This is a genomic window from Burkholderia ubonensis subsp. mesacidophila (assembly GCF_002097715.1).
Lineage (GTDB): Bacteria > Pseudomonadota > Gammaproteobacteria > Burkholderiales > Burkholderiaceae > Burkholderia > Burkholderia mesacidophila.
The window spans coordinates 2,608,658-2,630,675 of the sequence record NZ_CP020738.1 but is presented as its reverse complement, the minus strand read 5'-3'; the positions used below and the strand labels follow the sequence as shown (position 1 = coordinate 2,630,675).

The window sequence follows — 22,018 nt, the reverse complement described above, 5'->3', positions numbered from 1 at the left end:
AGCCGGATCGCACTGCTGCTGTTCGCGTGGGCCGCGTTCGGCGGCGCGCCGTCGGTCGCCCGCGCGGAGGGCGCCGCCGACGCGGCGCTCGCGCGACAGCACTGGGTGCTCAACTGCATGGGCTGTCACACGGCGACGGGCGGCGGCATTCCGGGCAAGGTGCCGCCGCTCGCGAATTCGCTCGGCTACTTCACGCATCTGCCTGCGGGCCGCGACTACCTGATGCGGGTGCCGGGCGCGTCGAACTCGGCGCTGTCGGACCAGGCGCTTGCCGACGTGCTCAACTGGATTCTCACGACGATGAACCGCGATGCGCTGCCGCGCGACTTCAAGCCCTACACGGCCGCCGAAGTCGCCGCGCACCGGCGGCCTGCCTTGCCCGACGTCGCGACCGTGCGCTCGGGCCTGGTCCGTGCGTTGCGCGAACGCGGGATCGACGGCGTCGCAGACCACTACTGACTGTCCCCGACTTGGCGCGCGTGTCGACGCATGAACCACGCGCCGCTCAGCGCGGCGTCAGCCCGAGCTTGCAGAGAAACGTGCCCGCCTCGATCCGCCGATGCGCTTCGTCCGCGCGCGCGAACGGCCAGGTCTCGCTGATCGACAGCAGCGGCCGGGTGGCCATCCAGTCGCGCATCGCGTCGGTGGCGGCCGCGAACTGCGGCGTCCTCAGGTAGTCGGTGGCGGAGAACAGCTTGAGCCCGTAGGTCTTGCCGACCGCGAACGGCTGGAACGGCGTCTTGCCGGCGACATAGCCGTAAAGGACGATGTCGCCGAAGCGCGACACGATCAGCGGATCGCGGTTTACGGTCTCGCCGCCGACGCCGTTGAACGAATACCGGACGCCCTTGCCGCCCGTCGCGTCGAGCACTGCGTCGACGTAATCGGTCGTCAGCGTGTCGAACGCCCGCGTCGCGCCGATCGACCGGCAGAACGCCGCCTCCTCGTCGCCGTGGCACAGCGCGGTGACGTCGCAGCCGGCCGCCACCGCCAGTTGCACGACCATCGCCCCCATTCCGCCGGCGGCGCCGTGGACGGCGATCGCATCGCCGGCCCGCACGCTCGTTACCGCGTTCAGCACGAGGTGGGCCAGGCGGAAATTCACCAGGTACACGAGTGCTTCGCGGAAGCTCACGCGCTCGGGCAACACCTCGATGTCCGCCGGCGGACCGGCCGGTGCGCGCCCGGATTGCGGCGCGCCCGGCGACGCCAGCACGTATTCCGCATAGCAGCCGCCCGACGGCACGAGCGCCATGACGCGCGCGCCGACGTCGAGGCCTTTCACGTTCCGGCCGCGCGCGGCGATGACGCCCGTCACTTCCCGGCCGGGATTCCACGGTACCCGGGTCGGCGTGAAATAGGTGCCCTTGCGCGCCTCGACGTCGCCGTAGATGATGCCGGCGATTTCGGTGCGGATCAGCACGTCGTCGTCGCCGACCGCCGGCACCGGGCACTCGGCGACCCGCAGATTCTCCGGCGGCCCGACTTGGTCGAGACGCACCGCGCGCATCGTCGACGGGATCGCGTCGTGTTGGCTCTTCATCGTTGTCCTCGGCCGGTTGTGTGCGCGGCGCGCGCATCCGATTGCGGCCCGACGGCGCGCGGCGGGCGGGCCGCGTCGATGCGGCGAGACGGCTTATCCGCGCTGGCCCGTCGCCTGGCGATGCGGATACGCGTCACCGAGCTTCCACGGGAAGTAATGCAGGTTCCAGGTGTTCAGGCAGTTCGCATACAGCGCGAGCGCGTTCAGCAGCGAAAAGTACTCGTCCTTGGTTTCCAGCCGGTCCAGCGCCGCGATCACCTGCTGGGTGAACGTCCACAATTCGTCGAGCCCGCAATAGCCGAGGAATTCCGCCGGCGTGCGGATGAAGTTCGCGGTGATCGCCTTCAGGGTGCCGAGCGTCATGTCGTGCGCGCGGCTCAGGCGCACGAGGCCATTCAGCGCGTCATAGCCGAGCGGCCGGGTTTCGCCGTTGACGAACACCAGCGTCGACAGGTACTGGCCGTAGCTGCCCGCGCCGCTGGCGATCCGGCCTTCATGCAGGTCGACGATGTCCTTGGGCGGATCGATCCAGATGCGCTGCGTCGCTGCGCGGATGTCGGCGGTCAGCTTCTGCACCTCGGGCGAGCCGGCCAGCGGCCCCCATTGCACGGTGCCGTCGCTGGACGGCCCGTCCTTGCGCGACACGTACGCGATGATCGGCTGCTTCGACGTGTGGGCGGCTTCCCAGCACGCGCGCCCGGCTTCGCGCAGCAGCGGCAGGTGTTCCGGAATCACCCGGCCGACCGGCGCGGCCGGAATGTACTCGCTCAGCGGGCCGTACTTGATCGCCAGGTGCTGCAACTGGGACAGGAACAGCGTGCCGTCCGCCGACAGGGTCCGATCTTCCTTGAATTCGGACGCCGTGTAGATCAGTTCGGGAAACGGGGCGAGGTTGTACAGATGGTTGCCCGACACGAGCGCATGGTTCTGCAGGCTCGCATACGGCAATTTTTCCCATAGCAGCGCGGCCAGCCGGGGATTTTTGTCGTATTCGAGCGTTGCAGTTACCGTAATGTTCAACGGCATCCACTTCAATTCAATTTGATGCATGAATGTGTCTCCAGGTAAGAGGAATTGCACAAGCAAATTGCGAGGCGGATTTTAGGTTTTTGTAAATGGAGAAATCCAGGGATTTTTTGTAATAACCGGATTTTAAAATTATCGGCCGGTTTGAGTGCGTAATGAAATAAGCCGCGCCAGGTCTGCATGCGGTCATCCCGGAAATTGTTGAGATAATCAAAATATGGGATTTTAAGAGGTTAATTTCGGAAGGGGAATATATTGTCGGTTATTGTTGTTCTTGTGATGCCGGATCGCATGAGGATTGTCTCGAATTTCCGATCCTGATCCGGTATTTGCCGAAAACGATTGAAAAATCGCAAATAACATCGAGTACTGCCGGGAACTTCTCGAGCGCCGGCTGGAAAACGTCATCGATCACGCGAGACGTGGCCGGCAACGCGGCGTCCGCCAGCCCCGCGCCCGCGACGCACCGGGACAAGCCTCCATCCGCCGGAATCTGCCCCAAAACCCCGCCCGGAAAGGCATTCGCCCGCTCTAGTGGTTTCTCCGCATAGTCGCATCCAGTCAAGAAAATGTCGCCGGCGGTCGCCTTGCGCCGAATATGGCTCGTTACTTTTGAGTCCACGATGCAGGACGGGACGCATCCCGCACACCCGCTGCTCACTGAGTCGAACCGGGAGGGAACCATGAAGTCGAGAACGATCGCCGCGCTCGGCGCGGTCTTGCTGGCGGCGGGCGCGTGGTCGACCGCGGCGCTTGCCGAGCAGGACCCCGCGACCTGTCGCACCGTGCGCTTCGCGGACATCGGCTGGACCGACATCACGTCGACGACCGCGATGGCGTCGACGGTGTTCGAGGCGCTCGGCTACAAGCCGACGACGACGATCGCGTCGGTGCCGATCTCGTTCGCGGGGCTGAAGAGCAAGCAGCTCGACGTGTCGCTCGGCTACTGGTGGCCCGTGCAGCAGAAGCAGCTCCAGCCGTTCCTCGACAGCAAGTCGATCAACGTCGTCGAGCCGCCGAACCTGTCCGGCGCGAAGGCGACGCTCGCGGTGCCGAGCTACGAATACCAGGCCGGCCTGAAGACGTTCGACGACATCGCGAAGCATCGCGCGGAGCTCGACGGCAAGATCTACGGGATCGAGCCCGGCAGCAGCGCGAACGCGACGATCCAGAAGATGATCGACACGAACCAGTACGGGCTCGGCGGCTTCAAGCTCGTCGAATCGAGCGAGGCCGGGATGCTCGTCACCGTCGAGCGCGCGATCCGCGACAAGAAGTGGGTCGTGTTCCTCGGCTGGGAGCCGCATCCGATGAACATCCAGATCGGCATGAACTACCTGTCGGGCGGCGATGCGTCGTTCGGCGCGAACTACGGCGAAGCGCGCGTCTACACGCTGACCGCGCCCGACTTCATCGCGCGCTGCCCGAACGCGGGCAAGCTCGTCACGAACCTGCGCTTCTCCACGCAACTGGAAAACCAGCTGATGCAGGCGGTGATGAACAAGACCAAGCCGGCCGAGGCCGCGAAGGCGTACCTGAAGAAGAATCCGCAGGTGCTCGATCCGTGGCTCGCGGGCGTGAAGACGTTCGACGGCAAGGACGGCCTGCCGGCGGTGAAGGCGTATCTCGGCCTGTGACGGCCGCGGCGCGCAGCGACGATCCACGACACACACGACACAACCCGAACACAACGAGGCAACCCAGCATGAATCACGAAGTCATCGTGACGTGCGCCGTCACCGGCGCGGGCGATACGGTCGGCAGGCATCCGGCGATTCCGGTCACGCCGAAGGAGATCGCGGTCGCCGCGATCGAGGCGGCGAAGGCCGGCGCGACGGTCGCGCACTGCCATGTGCGCGATCCGCAGACGGGGCGCGGCAGCCGCGACCCGAGCCTGTATCGCGAGGTGGTCGACCGGATCCGCTCGGCGGACGTCGACGTCATCATCAACCTGACGGCCGGCATGGGCGGCGATCTCGAGATCGGCCCCGGCGAAGACCCGATGCGCTTCGGCAAGGGCACCGATCTCGTCGGCGGGCTCACGCGGCTCGTGCACGTCGAGGAACTGCTGCCGGAGATCTGCACGCTCGATTGCGGCACGCTGAATTTCGGCGACGGCGACTATATCTACGTGTCGACGCCCGCGCAGCTGCGCGCCGGCGCGAAGCGCATCCAGGAGCTCGGCGTGAAGCCGGAGCTGGAGATCTTCGACACCGGGCATCTGTGGTTCGCGAAGCAGCTGCTGAAGGAAGGACTCCTCGACGATCCGCCGCTGTTCCAGCTGTGCCTCGGCATTCCGTGGGGCGCGCCGGCCGATACCGGCACGATGAAGGCGATGGTCGACAACCTGCCGCCCGGCGCGCACTGGGCCGGCTTCGGGATCGGCCGCATGCAGATGCCGATGGTCGCGCAGGCGATGCTGCTCGGCGGCCACGTGCGCGTCGGCCTCGAGGACAACCTGTGGCTCGATCGCGGCGTGCATGCGAGCAACGGCACGCTCGTCGAGCGCGCGCGTGAAATCGTCGAGCGCCTCGGCGGCCGCGTGCTGACGCCCGCCGAAGGGCGCCGCAAGCTCGGCCTGCCGGCGCGCGGCGAGCGGCCGCTCGAACGCCGCGCGATCGCCGAGTTCGCCTGACCTTTCCATTGCAGCACGACGGCGGCTTCGACGCGAAGACCGCCGCCGCACTTCACCCGCTTTCAAGGATGCGTTTGACATGGCAGTGATTACCGACATCAAGACGTTCGCCGCGATCGGCGCCGGCGTGATCGGCAGCGGCTGGGTTGCTCGCGCGCTCGCGCACGGGCTCGACGTGATTGCCTGGGACCCCGCGCTCGGCGCGGAGCACCAACTGCGCGCGAACGTCGCGAACGCGTGGCCCGCGCTCGAACGCGTCGGCCTCGCGCCGGGCGCCGATCCCGCGCGCCTGCGCTTCGTCGCGACGATCGAGGAGTGCGTCGCCGACGCCGACTTCATCCAGGAAAGCGCGCCCGAGCGCGAAGCGCTGAAGCTCGAGCTGCACGAGCAGATCAGCCGCGCGGCGAAGCCGGACGCGATCATCGCATCGTCGACATCCGGGCTGCTGCCGACGGATTTCTATGCGCGCGCGTCGCACCCGGAGCGCTGCGTCGTCGGCCATCCGTTCAATCCGGTGTACCTGCTGCCGCTCGTCGAGGTGCTCGGCGGCGCGGGCACGGCGCCGGAGGCAGTCGAAGCCGCAATGGAGATCTACCGCAAGCTCGGCATGCGGCCGCTGCACGTGCGCAAGGAAGTGCCCGGCTTCATCGCGGACCGGCTGCTCGAAGCGCTGTGGCGCGAGGCGCTGCATCTCGTCGACGAAGGCGTCGCGACGACCGGCGAGATCGACGATGCGATCCGCTTCGGCGCGGGCATCCGCTGGTCGTTCATGGGCACGTTCCTGACCTACACGCTCGCGGGCGGCGATGCGGGCATGCGACACTTCATGCGGCAGTTCGGCCCGGCGCTCGAATTGCCGTGGACGAAGCTCGTCGCGCCGCGGCTGACCGACGCGCTGATCGACCGCGTGGTCGACGGCACGGCCGAGCAGCAGGGCGCGCGCAGCATCAAGGAGCTCGAGCGCTATCGCGACGAGTGCATCACCGAAGTGCTGCGCGCGATCGCCGCGGTGAAGGCGCGGCACGGCATGCGATTCGAGGACTAGGGTCTCTTCCCGCTAATAACGGGCTTGCGCTGGCCGCCAGAAGGGCCGAGCGCAAGGAATGGGACGAAGCGAATACCGGGCGTATTCGCAAGGAGCATGACGCGGCGATCGGCCCTTCTGGCGGCCAGCCCCTGGAAGGAATTTTTTTAATCACGGGAACGTGCCTTGCCGGCCGTATTGCGGCGTCGGTCGTCGCTTGTTTGGCTCGGCCAAACGGCGCTCCACCCTCCTTGCACTCCGACCGGCAAGGCACGTTCGCAAGCCCGTTATTAGCGGGAAGAGGCCCTTGATGACGACCGGCGATACCCCACTGACGATATACCGCGACGTCGTGCGGCCCGAATGGGTCGATTACAACGGACACCTGCGCGATGCGTTCTACCTGCTGATCTTCAGCTTCGCGACCGATGCGCTGCTGGACCGGATCGGTCTCGACGACGCCGCGCGTCGCGAGCGGGGGCGCTCGGTCTACACGCTCGAGGCGCATGTCAACTATCTGCAGGAGATCAAGGAGGGAGCCCGCGTGCGCGTCGATGCGCGCGTGGTCGCGCACGATGCGAAACGGCTGCATCTGTATCTGGAGCTGTTCGCCGACGGGCGCGACGATGCGGTATCGGCGAGCGAGCAGATGCTGCTGCACGTCGATACGCGCGACGGCGCGAAGTCGGCGCCGTTCGACGATGACGTTGCCGCGCAGGTCGCCGCGCTGCATGCGCTGCAGCGCGATTGCCCGCCGCCCGCTTATGCGGGGCGCGTGATCGGCTTGCCGCCACGCCGTTAGCGCGGCGCGCGAACGATGCTCGAAACGGAAATCGCGGCGTTCGTCGCGGCAGTCGATGCGTGGTACCCGGCCGATGCGGCCACGCGTTCGCCGGCGGAGCAGCGGCGCATCTACGAACGGTTCGCGGCGGCATGGACGCCTGCCGGGCTGCCGCCGGGAATCGTGCAGGACGACGGCGCGTGGCGCGCGCCGGATGGCCGCGTGATTGCGCTGCGCCGCTACCGGTACGCGCACGCGGCACCGCGCGGCACCGTGCTGTTCTTTCACGGCGGCGGCTTCGTCGTCGGCTCGCTCGACAGTCATGCGCTGATCACCGCGCGTCTCGCGGCCGACACGGGGCTCGCGGTGATCGCGGTCGATTACCGGCTCGCGCCCGAGCATCCGGCGCCGGCCGCGCTCGACGATTGCGTCGCCGTCGTGCGCGCCGCGCGCGATGCGGGGTGGCTGTTCGGGCCGTGCGCGCGGCCGCTGACGCTCGCGGGCGACAGCGCGGGCGGCATGCTCGCCGCGGCCGTCGCGACGGCGCTGCGCGATGCGGGGGAACGTGGCATCGACGGCGTCGCGCTGGTCTACCCGATGCTGGGCTTCGAGCCGCAGCCGCCGGCGCGCGATAGCGAAGCGCATGCGCCGATGCTGACGCTCGACGACGTTTACCGCTATCGCGTGCTGTACTGCAACGGTCGCTTGGACGCGCGTGCGCCGCTCGACGCCGTGCGCTTCGACGGGCTGCCGCCGATGCTCGCGATCGGCGCGGAGCACGACCCGCTGCGCGACGATGCGCGGGTCTACGTCGAGCGGATTCGCGCGGCGGGCGGCGCTGCGCATTTCTGGTTGGGAACGGGGCTGGTGCATGGCTGCTGGCGCGCGCTCGACACGAGCCCGCAGGCGGCGCGGATGCACCGGATGGTCGGCAATTTCCTGCGCGCGCCGTGCGCGTAGCGTTCGATTCGAGGAGGCAACGATGCAGGCAGCACCATCGCGTATCGAGGACTGGCGGACGTTTTCCACCGACGTGACGATCGCGGCCGCGACGCTCGGCGACGGGCTGGTGAGCGTCGCGTGGAGCGACGGACGGCGCTCGCCGTTTCATTTCGACTGGCTGCGCGACACCTGTTCGTGTCCGGCCTGCGTGCATGCGCAGACCCGCGAGCAGGTGTTCGAGATCGTCGACGCGCCCGACGCGCTCGCGGTGCGCGGCGTGCAGGTGGGCCACGACGGCGCGCTGCACGTCGAATGGTGCGACGGCCACCGCAGCGCGTGGTCGCCCGCCTGGCTGCGCGCACACGCGTACGACGACGCGTCGCGCGCGGAGCGTCACGCGGCGCAGGGTCGCCATGTGTGGACCGGCGACGATCCGGACGCGATCGCGGTATTCGCGTGGCGCGACGTGATGCACGACGATGCGGCGCTGTGCGCGTGGCTCGGCGCGCTGCAGCGCACGGGGCTGACACTGGTCGAGGGCGTGCCGCCCGAACGCGGGCGGGTCGACGAGATCGCGCGCCGGGTCGGGATGGTGCGCGAGACCAATTTCGGCGCGCTGTTCGACGTCGAGTCGAAGCCGCGTCCGGACAGCAATGCGTACACGTCGATTAACCTGCCGCCGCATACCGACCTGCCGACCCGCGAATTGCAACCGGGCGTGCAGTTCCTGCATTGCCTCGCGAACGACGCGACGGGCGGCGACAGCATTTTCATCGACGGCTTTGTGCTCGCCGACGCATTGCGCGACGAATACCCGGACGATTTCGCGCAACTCGCGGCGACGCCGTTCGAGTTCTGGAACAAGAGCGCGGCCAGCGACTATCGTTGCTCGGCGCCGGTGATCGGGCTGAACGCGCGCCGCGAAGTGATCGAGGTGCGCCACGCGAATTTCCTGCGCGGGCCGGTCGATGCGCCGGCCGCGTCGATGCCGGCGATCTACCGCGCATACCGGCGCTTTCTCGCGCTGGCGCGCGAGCCGCGCTTTCGCGTGCGGCGGCGGCTGCGCGCGGGGGACATGTGGGCGTTCGACAACCGGCGGGTGCTGCACGCGCGCACCGAGTTCGATCCGTCGACCGGACGCCGGCACCTGCAGGGCTGCTACGTCGATCGCGACGAGCTGCTGTCGCGGTGGCGGGTGCTGTCGCGCGCGGCGATGTCCACGGAGTGAGTTTTCGCGCCGGCGAAAAAGCGCCCGGACGCGGAGCGCCCGGGCGAAGCCACCCGTTGCCAGGCGGCGGAGGTATGTCGTTCACAAAAAAGACGAGCCCTGTTCAAGGGCTCGTCCGGATACGGGGTGCGCGACGCGCGGCGCCCGCGCGGGGCGCGTCGGCTTACTGGCCGAAGAAGATCGAGTCGCGCGGGTTCGACGACGTCGCGGTGACGGGGCTGCCTGCGCGGACGACCGGCGCGGCTTGCGCACCGTAGCCGCTGTTGTCGGCGCCGTGCACGCGCGCTTCGGCCGTCTGGATGTCTTGCGGGTAGTACGGGCTCGACACGCCCGGCTTGTAACCGGCCTTCTCGAGCTGGACCAGCTCGTCGCGCACTTGCGCGCGGGTCACGGTGCTTTGCGCGAATGCGCCGAACGAAGCGGACAGGGCGGCAGCGGCAACGACTGCGGTGATGAGCGATTTCATGATGACCTCCGATGTTGTATTGAGTTTCGCTTTCGACTCGATGTCTTAAGCGATTGAGTAAATCTTAGTCACCGAGGTCTTCAGGGTAAACGCTCATTTTCGCTAAAGATTGTTTACTGGGCGGTAAAAATAAAGCGCTGGATCGTGCTTTCAATGAGCTTTCGTTTCAAACGGTGCAATAAGCATGACGAAAATGGGCCGGCGATCGGCCGCGCTCAGCGGGAATCGGGCGCGCGGGTGGCGGCGCCGCCCAGCCGGGGTGCTGTGCGGTTCGTATGCGACTCTCCGCTGAGGAAACGCACGCCCGTCGCGGCTTCCGACGCCTGCCACAGCAGCGCCGCCGCGCCGGCGTCGCGCGCCGCGCGCGGCACGCCCGCCGGCGCCGGCAGGCCGCGCGCGCCGAACCAGCCGGACGGGCCGACATAGGCGCCGCCCGCGAGATCGGGCGACGTGGCTGCGAAGATCGCGGGCAGCGCGCCCATGTCGGCGGGCTGCGCGAGATAACGGTTTGCAACGTGCATCAGCGCGGTGCGCCAGCGCGCGCGGTCCATCTCGGGGCCTGCGAACTGCAGGTTGGTCGCTGCGTAGCCGGGGTGCGCGGCGACGCTGATGCCCGCCAGCGCCGCACGCTCGAAACGGTGCTGAAGTTCGATCGCGAACGCGAGATTGGCGAGCTTGCTGTCGCAATAGGCGAGATAACGGTTGTAGCGCCGCTCGGCGCGCAGGTCGTCGAGCCGGAGCCGGCCGCCTCGGGCGAAGCCGCTCGACATCGTGACGACCCGCGCGCGGCGGGCGGCCTGCAGCATCGGCAGCAGCCGGCCGGTCAGCGCGAAATGGCCGAGGTGGTTCGTGCCGAACTGCATCTCGAACCCGTCGCGGGTATGCCGCAGCGGCAGGAACATCACGCCGGCGTTGTTGCAGAGGATGTCGACGCGGCCGTGGCGGTCGCCGATGCCGGCGGCGAAGCGTTCGATGGACGCGAGGTCGGCCAGGTCGAGCGCGGCGACTTCGACGCGTGCTTGAGGATGGAAAGCGCGGATCGCGTCGGCCGCCGCCGTGCCGCGCGCGGCATCGCGGCAACCCATCACGACCAGCGCGCCCTTCGCGGCGAGCGTCTCCGTCAGTTGCCAGCCCAGGCCGCTGTTGGCGCCGGTCACGACCGCGACCTTGCCGCCTTGCGCCGGGACGTGGCGCGCGCTCCATGCATGCATGTCTGCCTCCGTCGGTTCGGCGGCGGCAAGACGCACCGCGCCGCGCAATCATTACATTGTTTGATGTGACGATAATGCGCGGCTGCGGGACAGACAAGCGGGGGAAATAGACCGGCGCTTCTAACGCCGGTTCGGCATTACTTGCCGCCGGCCAGGGCGAGCACTTCGGCGGCGGAGATCATTGCACCGGCGTTCGCGGGCGCGGGGCGTTCGGCGGGACGAAACACTTCGTCGCCGCGCTGGATCACCTGGCGCGACAGTGCGCAGGTGCCGGTGCGCTGCGCGAAGCGGCGGCGCCAGCGCTGTTCGCCGTAATGGCAGCGGCCGGGTTCGACCCAGCGGACGACGAGCAGCGTATCGGAACGTTCGAGAATTTCGACGTAAACGTCGGCGGGATCGAGCGCAGGCAGGGATTGGGAGGACTTCATTTGCCGTTTCCTAAAGCTCGTGCGGATCGGCGCCGGCAGTGGATGGCACTGGCCAAGGTCGATTCCGTAGCGGTTTCCAGTGGTGGTGCGCTAAATGTAAGCGTCTGTGACCGGAAAAAACATCCTGCTTCGTTCAAATTACCTTTTGCCGATTTAGAAACAATCCACGTTTATTTACGCTGGAAATCGCTGACAAAAGCGCCCCGGACGGTAGTCCGGGGCGGAAAAGCGGGTTGCGCCGCCTCGTCTGCTCGCTCAGACGGGGGCGGCGCCGCGCAGGACGGAGTGCCCGCGACGGTTGTCGACGAGCGGAAAAGCGCGGCATCGCCGGCAGCGCGACCCGGCATCGACATGATCGCGCGGCGCGCCCGTTGCGACGCTGACACGAACATGAAGTTTCTGACAGGTTGACGCGGCGGGCCGCTGCGGCTAGCGGCGAATGCACGCAAAAACCCCATTTCCGTCCCCGGGAAAACACTGAATCCCATTTCCGTGACAAATCGCCAATCGCTTCCTATGATTGGCTGGACCTTTAGTCCTTTGTGCCAATCAGCCGGCCACGATGCCGGCCTCCATCGGGAGCGGTGCTCATGAGATTGCAGGGCAAGCGTGCGCTCGTCACGGCGGCGGGGCAGGGCATCGGCCGCGCGACCGCGCTGCGGTTTGCGCGCGAGGGCGCGGACGTGCTGGCGACGGATATCGACGAAGCGTCGCTGGCGCGGCTCGCGGCCGACGCGCAAGCCGAGGGCGGCGTGCTGTCGACGCGGCGGCTCGACGTGACGAGCGCGCGCGACGTGGGCGAGCTGGCGGCGGCGCAAGCCCCGTTCGACGTGCTGTTCAACTGTGCCGGCTACGTGCACCACGGCACGATCCTCGACTGCGACGACGACGCGTGGGCGTTCTCGTGGAACCTGAACGTGACGTCGATGTACCGGCTGATCCGCGCGCTGCTGCCCGCGATGATCGCCGCGGGCGGCGCGTCGATCGTCAACATGGCGTCCGCCGCGTCGAGCGTGAAGGGCGTGCCGAACCGCTTCGTGTACGGCGCGACCAAGGCCGCCGTGATCGGCCTGACGAAGTCGGTCGCCGCGGATTTCGTCGAGCAGCGCATTCGCTGCAACGCGATCTGCCCCGGCACGATCGAGTCGCCGTCGCTGGACGCGCGGATCGCGGAGCAGGCGCGCGTGCGCCAGGTTTCCGCGGACGTGGTGCGCGAGGCGTTCATCGCGCGCCAGCCGATGGGGCGCATCGGCCGCGCCGACGAAGTCGCCGCGCTCGCGCTGTACCTGGCGTCCGACGAATCGTCGTTCACGACCGGCGCGATTCACCTGATCGACGGCGGCTGGTCAAACTGACCGCACGTCGCAACCTTCACCTTCCTCATACCCGACGTCATGAAACTGCTGCGATACGGCGCGAAACACCACGAAAAACCCGGCCTGCTCGACGCGCAGGGCCATCTCCGCGACCTGTCCGGCGTGGTCGACGACATCGCCGGCGACGTGCTGGCGCCCGCGTCGCTTGCGCGCCTCGCGGCCATCGACCCGGCGACGCTGCCGCGCGTCGACGGCGCGCCGCGGCTCGGCGCGTGCGTCGGCCGGGTCGGCAAGTTCATCTGCATCGGGCTCAACTATTCCGATCACGCGGCCGAATCCGGGATGGAGGTGCCGAAGGAGCCGGTCGTGTTCGGCAAGTGGACGAGCGCGATCGCGGGGCCGAACGACGACGTCGAGATTCCGCGCGGCTCGGAGAAGACCGACTGGGAAGTCGAGCTCGGCGTCGTGATCGGCCGGGGCGGCCGCTATATCGACGAGGCCGACGCGCTGTCGCACGTCGCCGGCTACTGCGTCGTGAACGACGTGTCGGAGCGGGCATTCCAGCTCGAACGCGGCGGCACCTGGGACAAGGGCAAGGGCAGCGACACGTTCGGCCCGCTCGGGCCGTGGCTCGTGACGGCCGACGAGGTGCCCGACCCTCACGCGCTGCGGCTGTGGCTCGACGTCGACGGCCGGCGCTACCAGGACGGCACGACCGCGACGATGATCTTCCGCGTGCCGTTCCTCGTCAGCTACCTGAGCCGCTTCATGAGCCTGCAGCCTGGCGACGTGATCTCGACCGGCACGCCGCCGGGCGTCGGGCTCGGGCAGAAGCCGCCCGTCTACCTGCGCGCCGGGCAGGTGATGACGCTCGGCATCGACGGGCTCGGCGAGCAGCGCCAGCGCACCGTGCAGGCCTGAAGCTTCCCGGACCCACCGAACCCCCGGACCCTTTTCTCGGATCGTTCGCCATGCCTATCATTCGATCGATGCGCGTCATCGACGTGCGCTTTCCGACCTCGCGCGCGCTCGACGGCTCCGACGCGATGAACCCGGACCCCGATTACTCGGCTGCCTACGTCGTGCTCGAGACCGATCGCGCGGGGCTCGAAGGCCACGGGCTCACGTTCACGATCGGGCGCGGCAACGAGATCTGCTGCGCGGCGATCGATGCGATGCGCCATCTCGTCGTCGGTCTCGACCTCGACTGGATTCGCGAGGACATGGGGCGGTTCTGGCGGCGCATGACGTCGGACAGCCAGCTGCGCTGGATCGGGCCGGACAAGGGTGCGATCCATCTCGCGACCGGCGCGATCGTCAACGCGGTGTGGGACCTGTGGGCGAAGGATGAAGGCAAGCCGCTGTGGCGGCTCGTCGCCGACCTGTCGCCGGAGGCGCTCGTGCGCGCGATCGATTTCCGCTACCTGCGCGACTGCCTCGCCGAGGACGAGGCGCTCGCGATCCTGCGGCGGCAGGCGCCGGCCAAGGCCGAACGCATCGCCACGCTGGAGCGGGAGGGGTACCCTTGCTACACGACGTCCGCGGGCTGGCTCGGCTACGGCGACGACAAGCTGCGCCGCCTGTGCCGCGAAGCGGTCGACGCCGGATTCGACCACGTGAAGCTGAAGGTCGGCGCGAATCTCGAGGACGACATCCGCCGCGTGACGATCGCGCGCGACGTGATCGGCCCCGATCGCAAGCTGATGATCGATGCGAACCAGGTATGGGAAGTCGACGAGGCGATCGACTGGGTGCGTGAGCTCGCATTCGCGCGGCCGTGGTTCATCGAGGAGCCGACGAGCCCCGACGACGTCGAAGGGCATCGCAAGATTCGCGAGGCGATCGCGCCGGTGCAGGTCGCGACCGGCGAGATGTGCCAGAACCGCGTGATGTTCAAGCAGTTCATCGCGCGCGGCGCGATCGACGTCGTGCAGATCGACGCGTGCCGGCTGGGCGGCGTCAACGAGATTCTCGCGGTGATGCTGATGGCCGCGAAATACGGGCTGCCGGTCTGCCCGCACGCGGGCGGCGTCGGACTGTGCGAATACGTGCAGCACCTGTCGATGATCGATTACGTGTGCATCTCCGGCACGAAGGCGGGGCGCGTGACCGAGTACGTCGATCATCTGCACGAGCATTTCGTCACGCCGTGCGTGGTGCGCGGCGCGGCCTACCTGCCGCCGACGGCGCCGGGTTTTTCGATCGAGATGAAGCCCGAGTCGCTGGAGCAGTACCGCTTCCGGGGCTGACGCGGCACGCGACGACAACAGGAACGACGGAGACGCAACGTGGACTTGAACCTGCAGCACAAGGTCGTGATCGTGACCGGCGGCGCGTCGGGCATCGGCGCCGCGATCTCGACGCGGCTCGCCGACGAGGGCGCGATTCCGGTGGTGTTCGCGCGCCACGCGCCGGACGACGCGTTCTGGCGCGACCTGGAGCGCAGGCAGGCGCGCGCGGCATTCTTTGCGGTCGAGCTGCAGGACGACGCGCAGTGCCGCGCCGCGGTCGAGCAGACCGTCGCGCGCTTCGGCCGGCTCGACGGCCTCGTGAACAACGCAGGCGTGAACGACGGCGTCGGCCTCGACGCGGGGCGCGACGCGTTCGTCGCGTCGCTCGAGCGCAACCTGATCCACTACTACGTGATGGCGCATTACTGCGTGCCGCACCTGAAGGCGGCGCGCGGCGCGATCGTCAACGTGTCGTCGAAGACGGCCGTCACCGGGCAGGGCAACACGAGCGGCTATTGCGCGGCGAAGGGCGCGCAGCTCGCGCTGACGCGCGAATGGGCGGCGTCGCTGCGCGACGACGGCGTGCGCGTCAACGCGGTGGTGCCCGCCGAGGTGATGACGCCGCTCTACCGGAACTGGCTCGCCGGGTTCGACGATCCCGACGCGAAGCTGGCCGGGATCGCCGGCAGGATTCCGCTCGGCCGGCGCTTCACGACCGTCGACGAAATCGCCGACACGGCGGTGTTTCTGCTGTCGGAGCGCGCGTCGCACACGACCGGGCAATGGCTGTTCGTCGACGGCGGCTATACGCACCTCGACCGCGCGCTCGGCTGAACGTCGCGAACGTGGCCCGCACCCAGGACGCCGGCATGCAACCCGACCCGACCTCGCCCCCGCAGCCGCCGCACGCACCGCTGATCGCGCTGCGCGGCATCGGCAAGCGCTTCCCCGGCGTGCAGGCGCTCGACGACTGCCGCTTCGACCTGCAGGCGGGCGAAGTGCACGCGCTGATGGGCGAGAACGGCGCGGGCAAGTCGACGCTGATGAAGATCCTCGCCGGCGTGGTCGAGAAGGACGGCGGCGAGATCCTGCTGGACGGCCGCGCGGTCGAGATCGCCGAGCCGCGCGCCGCGCAGGCGCTCGGCATCGGCATCATCCATCAGGAACTGAACCTGATGAACCACCTGAGCGTCGCGCAGAACATCTTTATCGGGCGCGAGCCGCGCGGCCGGTTCGGCGCGTTCATCGACGAGGCGCGGCTGAACCGCGACGCCGCCGCGATCTTCGCGCGGATGCGGCTCGATCTCGACCCGCGTACGCCGGTCGGCCGGCTGACGGTCGCGCGCCAGCAGATGGTCGAGATCGCGAAGGCGCTGTCGTTCGACTCGCGCGTGCTGATCATGGACGAGCCGACCGCCGCGCTGAACGACGCGGAGATCGCCGAGCTGTTCCGGATCATCCGCGACCTGCGCGCGCACGGCGTGGGCATCGTCTACATCTCGCACCGGATGGACGAGCTGCGCCGGATCGCCGACCGCGTGACCGTGATGCGCGACGGCAAATACGTCGCGACCGTGCCGATGGCGGGCACGTCGATGGACGCGATCATCGCGATGATGGTCGGCCGCCAGCTCGACACGCAGGTCCGCAGGCCGCCCGACACGTCGGGCAATGACGTCGTGCTGGACGTGCGCGGCCTGTCGCGCGGCCGCGCGATCCGCGACGTCGGCTTCACGCTGCGGCGCGGCGAGATTCTCGGGTTCGCGGGCCTGATGGGCGCCGGCCGCACCGAGGTCGCGCGCGCGATCTTCGGCGCCGATCCCGTCGACGCGGGCGAGATTCGCGTGCACGGCGCGAAGGCGACGATCCGCACGCCGGCCGACGCGGTCGCGCACGGCATCGGTTATCTGTCGGAAGACCGCAAGCATTTCGGGCTCTCGGTCGGCATGGACGTGCAGAACAACATCGCGCTGTCGAGCCTGCGCCGCTTCGTGCGCCGCGGCGTGTTCCTCGATGCGCGCGCGATGCGCGACGCCGCGCACGCATACGTGCGGCAGCTCGCGATCCGCACGCCGTCGGTCGCGCAGCCGGCGCGCCTGCTGTCGGGCGGCAACCAGCAGAAGATCGTGATCGCGAAATGGCTGCTGCGCGACTGCGACATCCTGTTCTTCGACGAGCCGACGCGCGGCATCGACGTCGGCGCGAAGAGCGAGATCTACAAGCTGCTCGATGCGCTGGCGGCCGACGGCAAGGCGATCGTGATGATCTCGTCCGAGCTGCCCGAAGTGCTGCGCATGAGCCACCGCATCCTCGTCATGTGCGAAGGCCGCGTCACCGGCGAGCTGAGCGCGGCCGAGGCCACCCAGGAAAAGATCATGCAGCTCGCCACGCAGCGCGAGTCGACCGTCATCCCCTGAATCCGACATCCGACGCTGACCGATGACCATGTCCAACCCATGTCAAACGATATGCATCCCGTTCCGCAGATCACCTCCCCCGACACGCCGGCCGGCGCGTCCGGCTTCCGCGCGCGCTTCTTCAATCCGGCCGCGCGCCAGCGGCTGCTGGCGTTCGCCAGCCTGCTGCTGCTGATCGTGTTCTTCAGCGTCGCGTCGCCGAACTTCCTCGAAGTCGACAACCTCGTCACGATCCTGCAGGCGACCGCCGTCAACGGCGTGCTGGCGGTCGCGTGTACCTACGTGATCATCACGTCGGGCATCGACCTGTCGGTCGGCACGCTGATGACGTTCTGCGCGGTGATGGCCGGCGTCGTGCTCACTTATTGGGGCATGCCGCTGCCGGTCGGGATCGTTGCGGCGCTCGCCTTCGGCGCGTTGTCCGGCTGCGTGTCGGGCATCGTGATCGCGAAGATGAAGGTGCCGCCGTTCATCGCGACGCTCGGCATGATGATGTTGCTGAAGGGGCTGTCGCTGGTGATTTCCGGCACGCGCCCGATTTACTTCAACGACACGCCGGGCTTCACGTCGATCGCGCAGGATTCGCTGATCGGCAGCCTGATTCCGGCGCTGCCGATCCCGAACGCGGTGCTGATCCTGTTCCTGGTCGCGATCGGCGCGTCGATCGTGCTGAACAGGACGATCTTCGGCCGCTATACGTTCGCGCTCGGCAGCAACGAGGAGGCGCTGCGGCTGTCGGGCGTGAAGGTCGACGCGTGGAAGATCGGCGTCTATACGTTCAGCGGCGCCGTGTGCGGGATCGCCGGCCTCCTGATCGCGTCGCGCCTGAACTCCGCGCAGCCCGCGCTCGGCCAGGGCTACGAGCTCGACGCGATCGCGGCGGTCGTGATCGGCGGCACGTCGCTGTCGGGCGGCGCGGGCAGCATCCTCGGCACCATCATCGGCGCGTTCATCATGAGCGTGCTGACCAACGGCCTGCGCATCATGTCGGTTGCGCAGGAATGGCAGACGGTCGTGACCGGCGTGATCATCATCCTGGCCGTCTACCTCGACATCCTGCGCCGGCGGCGCCGTTGACCCGACGCGCAATACCGCAATACGACAAGGAGACGCGAAGTGATCAGGAACACGCTGTTGAACGCGATCGTCGGCGTGACGTTCGCCGTCGGCCTCACGGCCGCCGCCTACGCGCAGGAAGCCTACATCCCGCTGATCTCGAAGGGCTTCCAGCACCAATTCTGGCAGGCCGTGAAATCCGGCGCTGTGCAGGCGGCGAAGGACTATCACGTGAAGGTGACGTTCGAAGGCCCCGAGACCGAGGCGATGATCGACAAGCAGATCGACATGCTGTCGGCCGCGATCGCGAAGAAGCCGGCGGCGCTCGGCTTCGCGGCGCTCGACAGCAAGGCCGCGCTGCCGCTGCTGAAGAAGGCGCAGGCCGAGAGGATTCCGGTGGTCGCGTTCGACTCCGGCGTCGACAGCGACATTCCGGTGACCACCGCGGCCACCAACAACAAGGCCGCCGCGTCGCTCGCGGCGGACAAGCTGGCGGAGCTGATCGGCAAGGAAGGCGAGGTCGCGGTCGTCGCGCACGACCAGACGAGCCGCACCGGCATCGACCGCCGCGACGGCTTCGTCGAGCGGATGAAATCCGCGTATCCGAAGATCCGGGTCGTGACCGTGCAGTACGGCGAAGGCGACCAGCTCAAGTCGACCGAGGTCACGAAGTCGATCCTGCAGGCGTATCCGACGCTCAAGGGGATCTTCGGCACCAACGAAGGGTCCGCGATTGGCGTCGTCAACGGCGTGCGAGAGATGAAGCGCAAGGTCGTGATCGTCGGCTACGACTCCGGCAAGCAGCAGAAGGACGCGATCCGCAGCGGGCTGATGGCCGGCGCGATCACGCAGAACCCGGTCGGCATCGGCTACAGGACCGTCGAGGCGGCCGTGAAGGCGACCAAGGGCGAGAAGCTGCCGAAGATCATCGACACCGGCTTCTATTGGTACGACAAGACCAACATCGACGATCCGAAGGTGGCGGCGGCGCTGTATGACTGAGCCGGGCCGACGCACTCCGACATTCCCATGACCGACTTGCGCATCGATTCCCATCAGCACTTCTGGCGCTATCGCGCGGAACACTACCCGTGGATCGGCGCGGGCATGGACGTGCTTGCCCGCGACCGTCTGCCGGCCGAACTGCATCCGCTTCTGCACGCGCACGCGCTGGACCGGTCGATCGCCGTGCAGGCGCGCGCCGGACGCGACGAAACCGCATTCCTGCTCGGCCTCGCGCGCGGCGACGCGCGCATCGCGGGTGTCGTCGGCTGGGCGGACCTCGGTTCCCCGCGGCTCGCGGACCACGTGGCCGAGTGGGGGCGAGACAAGCTGCTCGGGTTTCGCCATCAGGTCCAGGACGAAGGCGACGTCGCCGCGTTCGTGTCCCGGCCGGCATTCGATCGCGGCATCGCGTGGCTGCAGGCGCAGCGCTACGTGTACGACGTGCTGGTGTTTCAGCGCCAGTTGCCGGACGTGCGCGATTTCTGCGCCCGCCATGATGCGCACTGGCTCGTGCTCGACCATCTCGGCAAGCCCGCGCTCGCCGAATTCGACCGCGACGAAACGGCCTTTCCGCATTGGCGCGACGCATTGCGCGCGTTGGGTGCGCTGCCGCACGTCGCGTGCAAGCTGTCCGGGCTCGTGACGGAAGCGGACTGGGCGCGCGGCCTGCGGCCGCGGGACTACAGCCATATCGAGCGTTGCGTGGATGTCGCGCTGGAGGTCTTCGGTCCGCAGCGCCTGATGTTCGGTTCCGATTGGCCCGTGTGCCTGCTGGCTGCTTCGTATGACGAGGTCGTCGCACGGGTCGAGCGATGGGCGGCGACGCGCTTGTCGGAGCCCGAGCGGCGCGCGGTGTGGGGCGGCACGGCGGCGCGTTGCTATGGGGTGGCGGCGTGACGCGCGGCTTCGATGCCGGCATATAGAATAACGATAACGTTTGCGGCGGGAATTTCTTCCCGCCGCATCCCCCGAAACCGACGACCCGCTTCAGCGTATGTCCATCCAGCCGATTCAGAACCGCCGCCTCTACCAGCAGATCGCCGACCGGCTGAGCTCGATGATCGCGTCCGGCGCTTTTCCGCCGGGCAGCTATCTGCCGCCCGAGCGCGAGCTGGCCGAGCAATTCGGCGTGTCGCGCACGTCGGTGCGCGAGGCGCTGATCGCGCTCGAGGTGAGCGGGCTCGTCAGCGTGCGCGTCGGCGACGGCGTGAAGGTCCGCCATCCCGAGGCGGCTGCGCTGCCGCCCGAACGGAGCGCGCAGCCCGGCGCGCTCGCGGTGATCGAGATCGACCCCGAGCTCGGCATCGCGCTCGATCTCGATACGGAAATCCCGCCGTTCGCGTTGCTGCAGGCGCGCCGGCTGATCGAGCCGGAGGCCGCGGCGCTGGCCGCGACGCACGGCTCGGACGCGCAGATCGCAGGTATCCACGAGGCCTTCCTGCGCAACGAGGAAGACAACCGCAGCGGGTCGCTCACGCACCCCGGCGATCGGCTGTTTCATATCCGGATCGCCGAAGCGAGCGACAACCCGGCCTATGCGCTGATGATCAAGCAACTGCTCGCGCACAAGTACGACCCGATGTTCCAGCGGCTGCAGTCGCTCTATATGCCGAGCGACATGCCGCACCGTTCGGAACTCGAGCACCGCGCGATTCTCGACGCGATCCGCGCGCGCGACGCGGACGCCGCGCGGCGCGCGATGGCCGAGCATCTGGATTCGGTGATCCGCATCTTCGGGCGCGCCTGCGATTGAGCTTGACGCGGCGCCGCCGCGCGCCGTTCAGAAGCGGTCGGCGCGATACGGCGACGGGTCGGTAAAGGGCGCTTCGCCGGTCATCATTTCCGCGAGCAGGCGGCCCGTGACGGGCCCGAGTGTCAGCCCGTGGTGGTTGTGCCCGAACGCGAACCACAGCCCGCGATGCGCGGGCGCGGGGCCGATCACCGGCGCGCGAGCCGTTCCGTGCGGTTGAGCTGCACGTTGGTCAACGTTCCTTCGATCGTCGCTGCTGCGTTCGGATCGTAATAGCCGGCCGTCATCAGCTCGATCCACACCGCATCGTTCAGTTAGCCAGACCCCGAACCGTTCCTCGGCGCCGCGCATCGAGCATGGACGTGAGTCTATGGAATTATTCTGATATTTACTATCTAAAAAAATATCGACCTATAATAATTTTTCTTATGAATAAGTCGGTGGTTTGACGGAGGGGATTTCGCATGGGTCAAGATATTTTTTGAGGTTGGATGGCATAAATGGTGAATATCGGGATGCAAGCCATGGGAATGAAATTGAGGTAATTACATGGAATTGGACTGTCAGCCAGCAATCGAATATGCGTTTGGGGAGCGGCGGAGGCACAGGCAAGGCTACAGTCGGGGATATGCTGTTCGAGCATTACATCGATTGCGCAAGCCCGAATCTTGTTCAGTATTATTTGCTTGGTAAGCATATTCCGGAGGCGGTATTGGTGATGCGAAAAGCGGGAGGTGAACCGCTTGAGTATCTAAAAATCACGATGGAAGGTGTGCTGATAGCGCAAGTCACTGCCGCGAGCAATTGCAATATGGCGATGCCGCGAGAAGAGGTGCGTTTGTCATTCGCTCGTGTGAGACAAGAGTACGTGATCCAGAACGCCAGAGGTGGCAATGGTGGAGCGGTGACGATGGGCTACGACATCAAGGCAAACACGATTGTTTGAATGATAAGGAGGT

24 protein-coding genes and 1 pseudogene are annotated in these 22,018 nt (G+C 67.5%); 18 read left to right on the top strand and 7 right to left on the bottom strand.

Annotation, left to right across the window (positions count from 1 at the left end):
* Positions 1-6 precede the first annotated feature (6 nt).
* A complete protein-coding gene (locus B7P44_RS29330) occupies positions 7-459 on the top strand; it encodes a c-type cytochrome (protein ID WP_407924045.1) in 453 nt (150 codons plus the stop codon).
* 46 nt (positions 460-505) lie between these two features.
* Here the strand turns inward: B7P44_RS29330 and B7P44_RS29325 are convergent, their stop codons facing one another.
* The 3 genes from B7P44_RS29325 to B7P44_RS36820 form a co-directional block, all read right to left on the bottom strand.
* Positions 506-1,543, bottom strand: coding sequence for a quinone oxidoreductase family protein (locus tag B7P44_RS29325; RefSeq protein WP_084909362.1), 1,038 nt, complete (start codon positions 1,541-1,543; stop codon positions 506-508).
* A gap of 93 nt (positions 1,544-1,636) precedes the next feature.
* Positions 1,637-2,593 carry a cucumopine synthase-related protein gene (locus B7P44_RS29320; protein ID WP_084909361.1) on the bottom strand — a complete coding sequence of 319 codons (957 nt, stop codon included), beginning with the start codon at positions 2,591-2,593 and terminating at the stop codon, positions 1,637-1,639.
* A 238-nt stretch (positions 2,594-2,831) separates the two neighbouring features.
* Positions 2,832-3,191 (bottom strand): hypothetical protein, encoded by a 360-nt coding sequence (locus B7P44_RS36820; RefSeq protein WP_162296934.1) that lies wholly within the window; start codon positions 3,189-3,191, stop codon positions 2,832-2,834.
* Positions 3,192-3,252: 61 nt separating this feature from the next.
* On the opposite strand from B7P44_RS36820, the gene B7P44_RS29310 reads away from it, so the two are divergent.
* The 6 genes from B7P44_RS29310 to B7P44_RS29285 all read left to right on the top strand — a co-directional run bounded on the left by B7P44_RS29310 (position 3,253) and on the right by B7P44_RS29285 (position 9,179).
* Entirely contained in the window at positions 3,253-4,206 is a 954-nt protein-coding gene (locus B7P44_RS29310) for a choline ABC transporter substrate-binding protein (protein WP_084909359.1), read from the top strand.
* A gap of 68 nt (positions 4,207-4,274) precedes the next feature.
* Positions 4,275-5,204 (top strand): 3-dehydrocarnitine:acetyl-CoA trimethylamine transferase CdhC, encoded by a 930-nt coding sequence (locus tag B7P44_RS29305; RefSeq protein WP_084909358.1) that lies wholly within the window; start codon positions 4,275-4,277, stop codon positions 5,202-5,204.
* A gap of 79 nt (positions 5,205-5,283) precedes the next feature.
* Positions 5,284-6,249, top strand: coding sequence for an L-carnitine dehydrogenase (locus B7P44_RS29300; RefSeq protein ID WP_084909357.1), 966 nt, complete (start codon positions 5,284-5,286; stop codon positions 6,247-6,249).
* A 289-nt stretch (positions 6,250-6,538) separates the two neighbouring features.
* Positions 6,539-7,030, top strand: coding sequence for a thioesterase family protein (locus tag B7P44_RS29295; protein WP_084909356.1), 492 nt, complete (start codon positions 6,539-6,541; stop codon positions 7,028-7,030).
* Positions 7,031-7,045: 15 nt separating this feature from the next.
* The gene (locus tag B7P44_RS29290) at positions 7,046-7,969 is read left to right on the top strand and encodes an alpha/beta hydrolase (protein WP_084909355.1); all 924 of its coding nucleotides are present in this window, start codon (positions 7,046-7,048) and stop codon (positions 7,967-7,969) included.
* 22 nt (positions 7,970-7,991) lie between these two features.
* Positions 7,992-9,179, top strand: a complete 1,188-nt coding sequence (locus B7P44_RS29285; protein ID WP_084909354.1) for a TauD/TfdA family dioxygenase — start codon at positions 7,992-7,994, stop codon at positions 9,177-9,179.
* Between the two features lie 163 nt (positions 9,180-9,342).
* Here B7P44_RS29285 and B7P44_RS29280 read toward each other — a convergent pair whose 3' ends face one another.
* The 3 genes from B7P44_RS29280 to B7P44_RS29270 all read right to left on the bottom strand — a co-directional run bounded on the left by B7P44_RS29280 (position 9,343) and on the right by B7P44_RS29270 (position 11,284).
* Complete coding sequence (locus B7P44_RS29280) at positions 9,343-9,645, bottom strand: DUF4148 domain-containing protein (protein ID WP_084909353.1); 303 nt, start codon at positions 9,643-9,645, stop codon at positions 9,343-9,345.
* A gap of 215 nt (positions 9,646-9,860) precedes the next feature.
* Positions 9,861-10,856 (bottom strand): oxidoreductase, encoded by a 996-nt coding sequence (locus B7P44_RS29275; protein ID WP_084910091.1) that lies wholly within the window; start codon positions 10,854-10,856, stop codon positions 9,861-9,863.
* 137 nt (positions 10,857-10,993) lie between these two features.
* Positions 10,994-11,284: a DUF3331 domain-containing protein gene (locus tag B7P44_RS29270; RefSeq protein WP_084909352.1), complete on the bottom strand. Its 291-nt coding sequence runs from the start codon at positions 11,282-11,284 to the stop codon at positions 10,994-10,996.
* 42 nt (positions 11,285-11,326) lie between these two features.
* Between B7P44_RS29270 and B7P44_RS36815 the strand changes: the two genes are divergently transcribed.
* The 10 genes from B7P44_RS36815 to B7P44_RS29225 all read left to right on the top strand — a co-directional run bounded on the left by B7P44_RS36815 (position 11,327) and on the right by B7P44_RS29225 (position 21,062).
* Entirely contained in the window at positions 11,327-11,695 is a 369-nt protein-coding gene (locus tag B7P44_RS36815) for a hypothetical protein (RefSeq protein WP_133117942.1), read from the top strand.
* A gap of 179 nt (positions 11,696-11,874) precedes the next feature.
* Positions 11,875-12,639 carry an SDR family oxidoreductase gene (locus tag B7P44_RS29265; protein WP_084909351.1) on the top strand — a complete coding sequence of 255 codons (765 nt, stop codon included), beginning with the start codon at positions 11,875-11,877 and terminating at the stop codon, positions 12,637-12,639.
* Between the two features lie 39 nt (positions 12,640-12,678).
* Positions 12,679-13,521: an ureidoglycolate lyase gene (locus B7P44_RS29260; RefSeq protein WP_084909350.1), complete on the top strand. Its 843-nt coding sequence runs from the start codon at positions 12,679-12,681 to the stop codon at positions 13,519-13,521.
* 50 nt (positions 13,522-13,571) lie between these two features.
* Positions 13,572-14,849, top strand: coding sequence for an L-fuconate dehydratase (locus B7P44_RS29255; protein WP_084909349.1), 1,278 nt, complete (start codon positions 13,572-13,574; stop codon positions 14,847-14,849).
* Between the two features lie 39 nt (positions 14,850-14,888).
* Entirely contained in the window at positions 14,889-15,665 is a 777-nt protein-coding gene (locus B7P44_RS29250; RefSeq protein WP_084909348.1) for an SDR family oxidoreductase, read from the top strand.
* A 35-nt stretch (positions 15,666-15,700) separates the two neighbouring features.
* Positions 15,701-17,248, top strand: a complete 1,548-nt coding sequence (locus B7P44_RS29245) for a sugar ABC transporter ATP-binding protein (protein WP_084909347.1) — start codon at positions 15,701-15,703, stop codon at positions 17,246-17,248.
* Positions 17,249-17,287: 39 nt separating this feature from the next.
* Positions 17,288-18,325 carry an ABC transporter permease gene (locus tag B7P44_RS29240; protein WP_084909346.1) on the top strand — a complete coding sequence of 346 codons (1,038 nt, stop codon included), beginning with the start codon at positions 17,288-17,290 and terminating at the stop codon, positions 18,323-18,325.
* Between the two features lie 39 nt (positions 18,326-18,364).
* Positions 18,365-19,306, top strand: coding sequence for an ABC transporter substrate-binding protein (locus B7P44_RS29235; RefSeq protein WP_084909345.1), 942 nt, complete (start codon positions 18,365-18,367; stop codon positions 19,304-19,306).
* Positions 19,307-19,333: 27 nt separating this feature from the next.
* Positions 19,334-20,206, top strand: coding sequence for an L-fucono-1,5-lactonase (locus B7P44_RS29230; protein WP_084909344.1), 873 nt, complete (start codon positions 19,334-19,336; stop codon positions 20,204-20,206).
* A 97-nt stretch (positions 20,207-20,303) separates the two neighbouring features.
* Positions 20,304-21,062, top strand: coding sequence for a FadR/GntR family transcriptional regulator (locus tag B7P44_RS29225; RefSeq protein ID WP_084909343.1), 759 nt, complete (start codon positions 20,304-20,306; stop codon positions 21,060-21,062).
* A 27-nt stretch (positions 21,063-21,089) separates the two neighbouring features.
* Here B7P44_RS29225 and B7P44_RS29220 read toward each other — a convergent pair.
* A pseudogene (locus B7P44_RS29220) lies at positions 21,090-21,254 on the bottom strand (NAD(P)/FAD-dependent oxidoreductase); the annotation flags it as partial.
* A gap of 262 nt (positions 21,255-21,516) precedes the next feature.
* Between B7P44_RS29220 and B7P44_RS29215 the strand changes: the two are divergent.
* Positions 21,517-22,005, top strand: a complete 489-nt coding sequence (locus tag B7P44_RS29215; RefSeq protein WP_084910089.1) for an Hcp family type VI secretion system effector — start codon at positions 21,517-21,519, stop codon at positions 22,003-22,005.
* Positions 22,006-22,018: the final 13 nt, after the last annotated feature.

Bases quoted from the DNA above. Each gene is read 5' to 3' on its own strand.
- B7P44_RS29325 (WP_084909362.1), bottom strand. From the start codon at position 1,543: ATGAAGAGCCAACACGACGCGATCCCGTCGACGATGCGCGCGGTGCGT.
- B7P44_RS29320 (WP_084909361.1), bottom strand. From the start codon at position 2,593: ATGCATCAAATTGAATTGAAGTGGATGCCGTTGAACATTACGGTAACT.
- B7P44_RS29310 (WP_084909359.1), top strand. From the start codon at position 3,253: ATGAAGTCGAGAACGATCGCCGCGCTCGGCGCGGTCTTGCTGGCGGCG.
- B7P44_RS29305 (WP_084909358.1), top strand. From the start codon at position 4,275: ATGAATCACGAAGTCATCGTGACGTGCGCCGTCACCGGCGCGGGCGAT.
- B7P44_RS29300 (WP_084909357.1), top strand. From the start codon at position 5,284: ATGGCAGTGATTACCGACATCAAGACGTTCGCCGCGATCGGCGCCGGC.
- B7P44_RS29295 (WP_084909356.1), top strand. From the start codon at position 6,539: ATGACGACCGGCGATACCCCACTGACGATATACCGCGACGTCGTGCGG.
- B7P44_RS29290 (WP_084909355.1), top strand. From the start codon at position 7,046: ATGCTCGAAACGGAAATCGCGGCGTTCGTCGCGGCAGTCGATGCGTGG.
- B7P44_RS29285 (WP_084909354.1), top strand. From the start codon at position 7,992: ATGCAGGCAGCACCATCGCGTATCGAGGACTGGCGGACGTTTTCCACC.
- B7P44_RS29280 (WP_084909353.1), bottom strand. From the start codon at position 9,645: ATGAAATCGCTCATCACCGCAGTCGTTGCCGCTGCCGCCCTGTCCGCT.
- B7P44_RS29275 (WP_084910091.1), bottom strand. From the start codon at position 10,856: ATGCATGCATGGAGCGCGCGCCACGTCCCGGCGCAAGGCGGCAAGGTC.
- B7P44_RS29270 (WP_084909352.1), bottom strand. From the start codon at position 11,284: ATGAAGTCCTCCCAATCCCTGCCTGCGCTCGATCCCGCCGACGTTTAC.
- B7P44_RS36815 (WP_133117942.1), top strand. From the start codon at position 11,327: ATGGCACTGGCCAAGGTCGATTCCGTAGCGGTTTCCAGTGGTGGTGCG.
- B7P44_RS29265 (WP_084909351.1), top strand. From the start codon at position 11,875: ATGAGATTGCAGGGCAAGCGTGCGCTCGTCACGGCGGCGGGGCAGGGC.
- B7P44_RS29260 (WP_084909350.1), top strand. From the start codon at position 12,679: ATGAAACTGCTGCGATACGGCGCGAAACACCACGAAAAACCCGGCCTG.
- B7P44_RS29255 (WP_084909349.1), top strand. From the start codon at position 13,572: ATGCCTATCATTCGATCGATGCGCGTCATCGACGTGCGCTTTCCGACC.
- B7P44_RS29245 (WP_084909347.1), top strand. From the start codon at position 15,701: ATGCAACCCGACCCGACCTCGCCCCCGCAGCCGCCGCACGCACCGCTG.
- B7P44_RS29240 (WP_084909346.1), top strand. From the start codon at position 17,288: ATGTCAAACGATATGCATCCCGTTCCGCAGATCACCTCCCCCGACACG.
- B7P44_RS29230 (WP_084909344.1), top strand. From the start codon at position 19,334: ATGACCGACTTGCGCATCGATTCCCATCAGCACTTCTGGCGCTATCGC.
- B7P44_RS29225 (WP_084909343.1), top strand. From the start codon at position 20,304: ATGTCCATCCAGCCGATTCAGAACCGCCGCCTCTACCAGCAGATCGCC.